9 protein-coding genes are annotated in these 12,082 nt (G+C 42.0%); 2 read left to right on the top strand and 7 right to left on the bottom strand.

Annotated features, from left to right (window positions below):
• Both EAE92_RS15060 and EAE92_RS15055 read left to right on the top strand, forming a co-directional pair.
• Nucleotides 1–625: bacteriophage T4 gp5 trimerization domain-containing protein (locus tag EAE92_RS15060; protein ID WP_422616060.1), on the top strand; the 625-nt coding region annotated here is incomplete at its 5' end.
• A complete protein-coding gene (locus EAE92_RS15055) occupies nucleotides 622–1,413 on the top strand; it encodes a DUF4123 domain-containing protein (RefSeq protein WP_214068640.1) in 792 nt (263 codons plus the stop codon). The genes EAE92_RS15060 and EAE92_RS15055, both read left to right, overlap by 4 nt.
• 1,029 nt (nucleotides 1,414–2,442) lie before the next feature.
• Here the strand turns inward: EAE92_RS15055 and cas6e are convergent.
• The 7 genes from cas6e to EAE92_RS15020 form a co-directional block, all read right to left on the bottom strand.
• Nucleotides 2,443–3,117, bottom strand: coding sequence for a type I-E CRISPR-associated protein Cas6/Cse3/CasE (gene cas6e / locus EAE92_RS15050; RefSeq protein WP_214068639.1), 675 nt, complete (start codon nucleotides 3,115–3,117; stop codon nucleotides 2,443–2,445).
• Nucleotides 3,104–3,850, bottom strand: a complete 747-nt coding sequence (gene cas5e, locus EAE92_RS15045) for a type I-E CRISPR-associated protein Cas5/CasD (RefSeq protein WP_214068638.1) — start codon at nucleotides 3,848–3,850, stop codon at nucleotides 3,104–3,106. The genes cas6e and cas5e overlap by 14 nt, the downstream gene beginning before the upstream one ends.
• A 10-nt stretch (nucleotides 3,851–3,860) precedes the next feature.
• Nucleotides 3,861–4,895 carry a type I-E CRISPR-associated protein Cas7/Cse4/CasC gene (cas7e, locus tag EAE92_RS15040; RefSeq protein ID WP_214068637.1) on the bottom strand — a complete coding sequence of 345 codons (1,035 nt, stop codon included), beginning with the start codon at nucleotides 4,893–4,895 and terminating at the stop codon, nucleotides 3,861–3,863.
• A 20-nt stretch (nucleotides 4,896–4,915) separates the two neighbouring features.
• Entirely contained in the window at nucleotides 4,916–5,497 is a 582-nt protein-coding gene (gene casB, locus EAE92_RS15035) for a type I-E CRISPR-associated protein Cse2/CasB (RefSeq protein WP_214068636.1), read from the bottom strand.
• A complete protein-coding gene (gene casA, locus EAE92_RS15030; RefSeq protein WP_214068635.1) occupies nucleotides 5,497–7,101 on the bottom strand; it encodes a type I-E CRISPR-associated protein Cse1/CasA in 1,605 nt (534 codons plus the stop codon). Before casA ends, casB begins: the two co-directional genes overlap by 1 nt.
• A gap of 14 nt (nucleotides 7,102–7,115) precedes the next feature.
• Entirely contained in the window at nucleotides 7,116–9,833 is a 2,718-nt protein-coding gene (cas3, locus tag EAE92_RS15025; protein ID WP_214068634.1) for a CRISPR-associated helicase Cas3', read from the bottom strand.
• A 519-nt stretch (nucleotides 9,834–10,352) separates the two neighbouring features.
• A complete protein-coding gene (locus tag EAE92_RS15020; RefSeq protein WP_339959387.1) occupies nucleotides 10,353–11,774 on the bottom strand; it encodes a Fic family protein in 1,422 nt (473 codons plus the stop codon).
• Between the last annotated feature and the right edge of the window lie 308 nt (nucleotides 11,775–12,082).

The raw sequence follows: 12,082 nt of genomic DNA, 5'->3' as shown, positions 1-12,082 counted from the left end.
GTTAAATTTACCCGCGGAAAAGACCCGCACGACATTTAAAACCCAAACCCACAAAGGGGAAGGTTTTAATGAATTGCGCTTTGAAGATGAGAAAGACCGGGAGGAGATTTACCTGCGCGGGCAGAAAAATCTGACCGCCCATATTCAGCACGACGCTTACTGGCATATTAAACATGACCATAAACAGCGCATCGATAATAACCGCTATAGCGAAATTTCAGTGGATGATCATCAGCATGTCAGGGGATCGGGGAAGTACAGCACCGATGGCGATGTTTCACACCGTATCTCAGGCAGTCAGCATTTACAGACCGGGGAGGCATTGGTGGCTGAAAGTGGTCAGGAAACGCACCTGAAAAGCGGCGGTAAGATGGTGTTGGAGGCTGCGTCAGAAATTACCTTAAAAGTCAGCGGCCATTTTATCCGGTTAACCCCCGGCGGTATTCTGACTTCCCCCAATTTGCTGGTCGGGCAAGGTTCAGCCGGTGCGGGCCGTGGATTGTCTCTGCAACTGCCGGAAGGAGTTGCGCCTCTGCCGGAGGTTAAACTCCCTGCCAAACCGCTTTGTGCCGTGCTGGCTCAACAGGAAACAAATTGGATTATTGATAATTTGGAGGATAAATGAACAAGTCAATAAATTGGCAACAGTGGCTGAGTACCCCTAATAAACCATCGGTTTTCTTTATGCTGAATTCACTGGCGGAACCTAACCCGGTGGCGCTCTTTTATCGCAACGACTGGGTAGAGCAGGCTTTTCCGCTATACAGCAATACACCGATGGATCACATGCTGGCGCAAAGTCCCTGGCTGGTTCAGCCCAAGTCAGGTTGCCTGTCAGTAATCGGTCATCTGCTTGATAGCCAAACTCTGAGCGATAACAGTTGGGGATGGGCTTATCGCAGCGACGAGTCATGGATACAGCAGCTTAATCATTGGCGTTCACGCCAGCAGGTGATATTGCGGGAGAGGCAAGTGATTTTGCGCAGTATGGACCCACGTATCCTCGGTCTGTTATTACCGGCAATGATCGTCAGCGATTGGTCAGCATTTTTGACACCGGTGAGTGAGCTGATGATCGATATGCCAGAACCGCAGATTTATTATCGGCCTGAAAATTGTGGTCAAGGCGGCAGTGAATCGCCCTTTATTCTGGGCGATCATTTATCGCATGCCTGGCACCATTCCGATTACGCCCTGCAAGGGATGGCATCTGCGATCAGTTATAATTGCTGGGAAAACCACGGAGAATTGGCTGATAAGCTGGATAAGCCAGAGGGACAGTTAGTGGAGCAAATTATCAATTGGTTAAAATATCGTTTAGCAAACGGGGATAATATTAGCAAACTTACCTACGTAGATTTTTTACAAACACTGACTGACGACGCCCCTTCCCAAAGGTTTATTGAAAGTTGAGAGAGAAACAACAATACAATCAATCATATAATCAATAATATAATCAACAACACCATCATTATGTCCCCGTAAAAACGGGGAGCATTTTTACTTCAACTATCATCATCAAACCTGAATCCGGTTTATCCCCATAAATTCAGGGAACTCTGACCTTCTATGTCAATTACCTTTCCGGATGACGGTTGATCCCCGTAGATTACGGGGATCAAATTGTAACAAATGGCGACAGTTCTGTATTTAGCGGTTTATCCCCGTAGAAACGGGGAACAAATCTATCTCTGCCAGCTAAATACGCTAGCTGTTCGGTTTATCCCCGTCAATCACAGGGAACACGCTTCCAAACCCCGAACATAACAGTATCAAGTCGGTTCACCCCCGTAGATACAAGGAACACCGCTTACTACCGACCATATCACTGTTACTGTCCGGTTTATCCCCCCATAGAGGCAAGGAGCATCAGGAAAGCCAGTTATCAACGTCATTTTCACACGGTTAATCCCCGTTAGACAATACAGGGAACACATTTTTAGATCTACAGCTATTTGGGGCGCTGCTAGGTTCATCCCTGTCTATACAGGGAACATTTAGCGAACATAGTAAAGCATCACTCATGCCGTGGTTTATCCCCACAAATGCAGGGAACATTTAAATTCTCTCGTTGACGAGATATATCGAGTTTGGTTCACCCCGGTAACGGTCAGGAACGTCCACTACACGATATCCTATCATTGATTATAACTGTTTATCCCATTAAACACAGGGAACATGTTCTGCCTGGTCCAAATGTATACCAAAATTCAGGTTCATCCCCACAGACGTGAGGAACACGGTAATTATTTTATCCATATTTCCGAGAGTAGCGACTACCCCCTACTCTACAGAATGATATTAATTAGCAATATCACTTTTTACCATGCTTTTGAAATGTAACACAAACACTTAATAACCGCGAATGTGCCGCCTTTAACATCAATATCCCGATACAACAAAGAATATTGCATGACGAGCTATGACAAAAATAAATTTCCATTACACTGATCTGATTAACATCAATCCGCATCCCATCGCTTTAGCACGACCAAAGCCTTTTGCATACTGTTCCAAATATAGCTCACCGTTGGTCACTGTCAGAAGTCCTTGGAAATCAATACTGGAAAATTGTATTTTCTGCCCATGCTTTTTTACACTTCGATGCTGGGTATAACCTTCAACATCCAATAAATTGTCAAACTGAATACCCCACTGCTGCATACGACGACTATTCAGCAACCAATTACGGGCGGCATCATCCATCATGACCTTTATTTTCCCCTGATCCATTTCACCTTGCTGCCTTGCCAGAAACTTAGCATGCATCAAGACATCATGACGCCGACGTTTTCCAGACGGATCAGTAATACAGATTGTTGGATTAACGCGTAATTTGAACGCTAAACGTTGCCCCTCCTGTAATTGAGGATAAAACGCTTTCGTTTCCACCTCAAACAATGGTGACTGAGTTTGAGGTGATGTTTTAGATAAAACATAGAATACGGGTAATCCCATTATTCCGCTCTCTTCCCGAAATAGAAATTGACGTTTTTCGTCTGTTGAAAACAATTTCCATAACAATTGATGAGAAGTATAAACGCCATTCGCACCCATTTTTGCTAATATATTTGCTGTTTGACTCGATTGCCGAAGCACAACTTTAGACAAATACATCAACACTCTCCTCGATAGAAAGTTGATACATAGTACGTTGCCGGAATTGCCAACGCTCCCGGTTAATCGGCTCATCCCAAGGATGGCTGATCAAGATATTTGAAAAACTCATTTCATCTTTATTTCCCTCCCAAAAATAAGTCACAATCCCATTTGCCCCTAACCATAATTTATCCTCTCTATCCGAATGCATCAGCGGTGGAAAAGGGATATCCAACGCTGTTTTTAATGTTGATGACGTAATGAGTTTAGGGCAGAGAGGTAAAGCAAGCGGGCAAGATTTACGCCCAAGGTGCAAAATAAATACGGGTTTAAGTAAAGCATCCCGTAATTGTTCAAGCGTAAAACCAGTGTGTTCAGTTAATGTAATCGCAACAATCCAAATACCATCACAACGATAATCGCGATTAGACAGAATGGTATTCAGTCTATCTGATCTTAATTCACTTTTACGGTTCTGATGAACCACATTACTATTGTGCGTCGGCACTTGCGTCGTATGATAATCACGCATTAAAGAGCCAGGAACGGTCTGCTTAATTGCAATCAACACACTTTTTTGTAATTTTGCTAATTCAGACTCATCATCTCGTCGAATACCTAATGCCGCTCCTAATAACCCCAAAATCGCGGAGCGACCCGGATACAATTCCGTTGGCCGCTCCCCCCCAACCGCAGGTTGGCCCCAACTTGCCATCGGGCCATATAATCGGAAGACTAAATATGCTTTCATTCTACCCCCATTACCGCACAACAAATTCAAGCAGCTCGGTTAAAGTTCCTTCCCCTGTGAATGTGTTGAATTTATAGCGGGCATCGGCACAAGTACCGTAAACCTGATCAATATTGTGCATTTGGCTTTCTAATGCATTAATTGCCGATAGCCCCTGGTCGCTGTCATTAATAGGTTTTAAAAATGCAACGGATAAAGAACGAGGTTGTTGTCCGCCTTTCTCAGCGAGAGCAAAACTGGCATAAGCACGAGAAGCAAAACTATTTTGTTTACCCGTAGGCGATACTTTCACAGCGGCTTCTGTTAACGCTTTAATCGCTTTATTAGCCAAGGTTTCATCGCCATCCAAATTTTTTATTAATTGCGTTTTATTAATGCAGATATAACTGTAAAACAGCGCGGCGGCAAAACCCAATTCCCCGATATGGGCTGACCCGGTATCTTCCTTACCATCATTTAAATCATCCACCGCCGTAAAATAATCATCTTCAATCACCACACTATGCACACTAATAGCATGAGCGACCTGACAGGCGGCCTCGACGTTAAACGCAGGACTTGAAGCTAACATCCGACCAAACAAAGCAATATCCACCGCGGTTTGCTTAGTTTTTAATAAATGAAGCTCTTCGGCTGTCGGCGCCCGATTTTCTTCCGCCAACACCTCAATCAACGACATGACAGATCGTTGTTCTGCCGGGCTGATATGGGCCAATTGCTCAATTTCTAAAGCATCTTTTTTCGTTTTTCCAAAAACACCGGCAATCGTCGCAGCCAATGCCTTAGCAGATTTTTCTTTCACTCCAGCACTGACCAAAGCGTCAAATACCTTAATACCAAATCGCTTGGTGCGAATACCAATATTCTCTGATAGCACCTGTTCAAATAACTCAGAAGTACGCCAGTGGCGTTTTAAACTTTGAGAACTCACGCGTAAACGTTCAAAACCGCCCATTCTCGCTGTTTTAGGCCGGCCTAAATCATCACGATTAAGATTAGATGGCGCGTAGGAAGTTAATAAGTGTAATTGAATAAACTGACTCATAATAATCATCCTAAACTCAATTAATGAAAATCCGATAAATCAACCGATTTACCACTAGCTGCACGGTAATAATCCATAACCCACTTCACCTTAATACGCTTATCCGCCTTACATGGCTGTAATTGACCATATTCAGCGAACCAATCCTCAATATCCCGCGCCAGAGCCAAAACAGAAATATTGCCTTTGACCTTCTGTAAAACTTGACGTAATCGACGTAGTAATTCGTTCGGTGTTTTAGCATTTTGTAATTGTGAGAACCTTAATTCACTGACAACCGGTTTATTTCCTCCTCCTTTCTTACCCGCCGCTACCGCCAATGTAATACCACTGTTGCTTTTAACATAAACTAATGCCGCCGCCATTGTCGCCCAATATTCTAATTTTACCGGATTCTCTGATAAGCTAATTTCATCAGGCAAGCTGAACCACAAATCCCGAAATCCCTCAGTCAACATGGCCATTTCAACGTTTTCACAGCGCTTTAACTGGGCTTTATAAGTAGAAGGCGCTGGAATAATACCTTTCTCTTTTAACTGTTTTGGTGACAAAAACATACTTTGCCACCAATGCAATAATATGATTTCGATCTTATTGTCCATTACATTTCCTCTTTACCAGAGTGAATATGGTGATTAGTAATAAATGTGTTGATCTCTTTTAAAGCTCTTTGTCCATATAGCCCGATAATTAACTGTTGACGCGCTCTCATACGTTTTACCATTGAACGTTCATTACCCAATTCAGATAAAACAACATACTCATCGAATAAATCTCTACAGAGATGACGCAAGGTATTAAGCCAATGTTTAGCCTGCTCTGGTGTCAAAAAAGGTGAATCCGAACGTCTATTATTGATAAGTTGATACACCACAGAAAAAAACAGAGATTCACTTTGTTGCCAAAAATTCAGGTCAATAAAGGAAATGTCTCCTCTCACATCCGCGGGCTTTTCAAACCAAGCCGCTTTTATTTGATTCCGGCATAGCCAAATCATATTAGTCGCCAATTTTTGCAGCTCTTTGACTTGATATAGAATCTTTTCCTGTTGTTCAGGTAAGAAAAAAAACAACGGCACAGTGACGGAATACCAACAGCGTGCTTTCATATTATCCATATCGTAGCCAAAGACCCACAGACGAGGCATGACTCTTCGCAGTTCAGCAAAATGACAACATAAAGAGTAAAAATGGCTGACGACCGGCGCGCAACGATGCCCTCTCTCATGGCTGGTAAAGACTAAAGCATCCCAAATTTTATACGTCACTCCTCCAGGTTGGCCTTTAATAGATAAATGTTGGGTTGGTTCTTTAAGATCCCATTTATAGGGCGTTAACGGATGGGTCCAATTACCGGAATAATTACAGCCATAGTTTTGTGTCCGATATTCAGAGACGGTGAATGCGGAATATTGACCTGAAATTTTGCAAATATTTTCACCCTTCTCCACCACCAGACGTATCCGTCTCGGCATCGCCCAATACATATGTAAAGGATGCACATCCTTAGCATAAATTTCTGTCCCTTCATTAACACTCACTTTTGTTGGCGCTAACCAGGGAAAAACTTGAGCACTGGTTAAATCAGGTTCTGAATAATGCCATTCACTGCGACTAATAACGTTTAACCACAGTTTTTGCCATAATGTTGCATCAGTTTGTTGCGGCGCCATTAACGTGGTTAATGGTCCTCCGCCTCGTAATCCTACTCGGTGCCCCACTCCTCCTGACGGCGCATTAATTTGTAAGGTAAACAGCGCCAAAGCCGCCATTTCAAGAGACATCACATCTCCGACGCCACGTTTAACAAAATGATCCGTATTAAGTTTTAAACCATTCGCTCCCGGCGCTTCAATTAATAATCCAGCTACAGTCGTTGATTTTGCTGTTCGCAGCGGATCAAAATCCTGCATAAAAAGCGGCCCTATACCGGTAACATTGAAGGCATGTATCACTTTATTAAAAGCTTGCTGTAATACCTTTTTATCAGGTGATGTTTCATATAGAGCATGCCATTGATATTTATCTTCCGGCGCAAAAACGGTTTGTAATAAACCAATGGCAAATTGGCAAGCTGCTCCTTGAAAATCAGCTCGCGGTAAAGCAAAGTCCATAACATCATGATCACATATCACATTAATAGGCAGAACTTTTTCACTACCATCACGTAATCGAAAGGGCAACCACGGGTCCTGAACTAAGTTCATAACACCTCCTGCTTTTATCTTTCACAAAAGCCTATTGTTGAAGAATAGGTAAAATTCGGATCTTGTTCCGGCAACCAAGGTCGCAAATATCTAATTTGGTAATATCTCTGTTGCAAGGCATTGAGAGCGGGTATTAACGCTGTTGGAATTGGCGCTAATTTATTTGCATACTTATTTCTGGATAATTTAATCGTACTCAGCGACACTGAAAATTCGCCGGAATTTACCCAAGGCACCAGTTGTCCTGAATCATTTTTTTTCAGTAATAACACCTCAACAGTTTCAATATCACTGTAGCGAGCATTAATATCGGAATCATCTTCATACCAACGATCAGCACTGCGATCACAATAACCATATAATTGCCACTGTAACCAAAAAGATTTAGCTTTAGCTGTCTGACTTCGCTCCTCGTCAATAAATTCATTCTCTTGGTGTTTTAACACTTCCGGCGCTTGCTCATAGGCATGACCATAAACCGCTTCAATTAATTGGCGAGTTTCCGCGGGCATACGTATAGCGCCTAATTTTCTCAACACGCGCATGCTTAACCACAGACGGGCTGGCGAGCGATAAACACGTTGCGTGTTACGAAAATTATAGCTTAACCAATCTGATCCAGGCTGCTCCCGCCATTCAGGCGCGTGAACAAACAATATTGGCGCAGGGCGTGAATCTTTAATACCCCATCGATAGATACCATCGCTATCGCGGGTGTGGCGATGCAAACGCCCAGCTCGCTGAATAAGATCATCAATAGGGCAAATATCTGAAATCATGACATCGGCATCAGTATCTAAACTCTCCTGAAATATTTGTGTAGTGATTAATGCTTTGCCTCGCCGCATTTCACCCTGACTATTTTTACCAAAAATAGTCAGTACATGATTTTCAATCTCTTTTCGATGCTGCAAGATAAATTGGCTATGAAATAACAGACAACGCTCAGGTTCAGTAAGCAAACTTCTCAGTGTCTGATAAGCTTCAATAGCATCATCAACAGTATTTCTTATCCAAACGACACACTGCCCTTGTACAATGGCGGCCAATACCTTTTCAACACAACTACTAAAGCTATTTAAGAAATCAACTTTCACTTCCCGGCTAACATCTTTTCGGCTCGATAACGGTTGTTCAATAACGGGCAGTACGGCGTCTAAACTTATTTTTGTCGCTAAAGGAAAATCCGTTTTTTGCAATAATTGAGAACTTAGTCCACCAGCATTCAGCCAAATATCCGTTAAACGTTGACGCTGTTTAAAGGTCAATGTTGCTGTCAACAAAATGGCTGAACCGCCCTGATAAAGATGCAGCGCTAATAAATTTTCCAGCAAATTAAACATAAATTCATCAGCGGCATGGACTTCATCAACGATGAGTACTTTACGATTAAGCCCAAATAATCTCAGTGATTGATAACGCCTTGGCAATACAGCCAATAAAGCCTGATCAATCGCTCCGATTCCAACAGGCGCCAACAGCGCCTGCTTACGTGGGTCCGCTAACCATTGATTACACTGCGCTGAAGAGGGAATATCTGTTTTACCATAGTTTCTATCCGGGTGACCTAACGCCAAAACGGGTTCACGAAATTGATTATTCATCTCCCGCATACCATGAGCTAAAACGATATTTGATTTACTATCATCCTCTATCGATAGCATTTGCTGGTAATGTTTAGCAATTCGGCTAAATATTGCATTAGAAGATGCCATTGTAGGCAAACCAAAATAAAAACCATCAGCGGCTTTTGCCTGCATCAAACGATGTGTAAGCGCAAGCGCCGCTTCTGTTTTCCCTGCCCCGGTAACATCTTCCAAAATAAACAGTTGAGGAGAATGATCTACAGATATTGATTCGGCCCACTGTTGCAATGGTGTTGCGGCAAAACCGTAACATTCCTGAATGGAAATAAACGGCTTAACTACCGGCTCCTTACCTAAATTGGCCGCCATAACCGCCTTTTTTGCCATTGCTTGAGCATGTTTCCAATAATCAGCTAATGGCATAGGCTCAGATTGATAGGTAAAATAATGATTATCAGAACCAATCCAATCCGCCAATATTGCAATACCCGCAAACTGCCAACTCACTTGTTCCAGTCGCCGTCGCCACTCTTTGGATTGTAATTTTTCAATGGGAAACTCAGGTTGAAATAATTCAACCAAATGATGTGCAAAAAGTGTGGCGGCATTAAGGTTATGAGGTTCAGTAAAACGTTTAATCGCTTTATAGTTTGTTTTATCAATTGGCCGACCGTGATGCCCTAATACACAATCCATCAATACCATTAGGGTATCAAACATCTCTCGCTGTTCTCTTCGCTCGACACTTTCAATATTAACCAGTCTATTAAGTAATTCCGTTTTGATATTTTCCCAGAAATATAACCCCATACGATCATGGCAAAAATAACGGCCACCAGACTCTTTAGGGCAATCTGGTCGATGCAGACCCACTGCCAGACCGGGAAGTAATTTTTGAAAAGCAGATGCGAATTTACCAATATCGTGCAAAGCCAATATAAAAGAGAGCATGCTTTGTAGCTGCTGCGTAGATAACGCTAAAAAATTAGCAAGATCTCTAGTTAACGATCTTTCTAAAGAGAGTAACTGCATTCCCACCGCAGCAACATCCAAGCAATGGTAAGGAAGCAGATGATAATCCGCACTATCAACCTCTAAAACTCGCTTCGCCTTACCCCAGTATTGAAAATAAATCGGCATTTCCATCTAAAATCCTTACTTAAACATCTGTTTTACCTATTTTTAGAACATAATGCGAAAATTTAGATCAGAAAAATACTAGTTTCTGTTTTTTTAGGATAATTCTGTATAAAAACTCATTACCTAAACAGACGAATTTTTGGCCTACCTCTGAGCATAAGCCAGAATTGAAGCGACATCGTAGTGCAAGGAGCTGTTTATCCGGGTAGCCAACCTACATTTATCCATTTGATAAATAAAGATAATTATATGTAAGGTCTGTACCTGTTTTACCAAAGGTTCATTTACACTGATAACCCTGCGTATATGATGTCAGGCCAAGGTAAGATGAAAATACTGACGGGTGTTTAGCGATGTCAATTACTATTATTTCGTAAATCGCTTTTTAGTCCTAACCGCATAAATTTAAATCCTAATGTGGTAACGTAACGAAAGAGCTAATTAATAGTTTATCTAAGATAACCGAGTAATTAACCCGGAAATTTTTTATGGTCATTCAGCTATTCAATAGCGTGAATACAAAGACTATCGGTGTTTTCCTTTCCATTTTTCAAATTGCGAAGGTCGGAGGCCATATCTTGCCAACACACCTTCATGCAATCGCCGTAGTTCTTCAATAACCAATGCCTTTAATGTGTCATGCTCAGATTGACTTAATTCATCGGAAATTAATTTATCTATAACGTCAATTGAATCCATCTCAGGTTTGGCAACTACCTGATAAACGATCTGCTTAATCACATTTCGATATTGTAATCTTAACGGATCTGGTGTGGTGATTCCCTGCGTGACAGCCAAATATTCTTGGGCAGAGCGTTCATAAGCCCATAGATAAAGATCCCGTAGTAATTCAACTCGAGTCATTTCATAAATACCAAGCATTGCACGGCCATATGCCTCTTCCGGTACATCAACAAAAGTTAACGGGCATAGATTTGAACGAATCAACGGCAAATTAGCCGCCAGACGGGAAGTTCTCTTATTTACATCGGCAAAAGGTTGTAAATACGGCAAGTGGACCATCATAAAAAAGGATTGCTCAAACGGATCTGATATAGCTCGTGCCTTCCCGAGCAACGAATCCAAAATTTCACTGATATGGGCCTCACCAAATAACGGTCTGAAAACACTTTTTCCTATTTCAACTTGATGTTGACGGATACGTCCTTCATAGACAGGATTAGATAATAAATTTTCAGATAATGCACTGTGTAAATTGAGAACGGTATATCGATTAAAATCGAGTTCCTCAATACCATCGACAAGTAATTCAATAGCGGCTTTATGATTTAGGATCATTTGAGTTTCAATAGCGTTTTTTCCTACCGCAATTTTTCCATATTCAATCAACTTCACCGTATCCAATCGACTGTAAGTGTTTCCTTCCAAATAACTTGAAGCCCACGATAAATCAATGAGCAAACGATCCAAGATAGCTCTACCATAGGTTCCCGCTGGCTGTGAGATTTGTTTCGTATCTCCAATTCTCCAAAGCTGATTACGAATTGGAACCGACAGATAATAAGTGACATTCGGCTCATATGATTCCAGAAACTCTCGCTGATAACCGACAGGCGTCCTCGCTTTGATGGGTTGATCAATATAACGAAGAATATCCTTACTATCCTCAGACAGTGGAATATAGCTTGGGAAATTATCCGATCTATCCGCTACCGAATCTGATGTTTCCTCCGTAGCAATAACATAGCGGCGACTTCGACCTTCACCCAATATCTGTACTTTCTTATCTTCAACAAGTCGCCTCAACCAACGTTGAACAGTCCTTCTAGGAACAGAGGGATACTCCGCCAATAAATCCGAAACAGACACAGGTTGTGATGCAACACACAAGGTTTCATAAATATCAGTCATTGAACTCATAACGCACCAACAGATTCCAGTCAGAATACTGGCGCGATTATGGCGCAATTCAGATAATCGCGCCACTTTTACGCCATCAATATGGCGCGATTAATGTGAGCAATACATATGGCTGTAGCGTTGAACCTGTTTAGCTGAAAACAGGATAGATGAACATGGGGTTGTAAGCCGGAACCCCAGATTTTTCCGTCGTTATGGTAGTCTGGACGAGTTGTTGTTGCATTGGAGCCAAGGACGGGCAACTACAGAATTCGGAAAAAATAATACGCTAAGTGTAACAGCTAAACCATGAGTGTCAGTTTGAACCATACCCTATCCTGATGTCAGTTCCGTCAAGTAAAACATGTCAGAATAAACCCAATTATGCATTAATT

The organism is Photorhabdus hainanensis (assembly GCF_018448965.1).
GTDB classification, from domain to species: Bacteria; Pseudomonadota; Gammaproteobacteria; order Enterobacterales; family Enterobacteriaceae; genus Photorhabdus; species Photorhabdus akhurstii.
The sequence above is the reverse complement of the archived record's forward strand: the minus strand, read 5'-3'. Positions and strand labels throughout refer to the sequence as shown.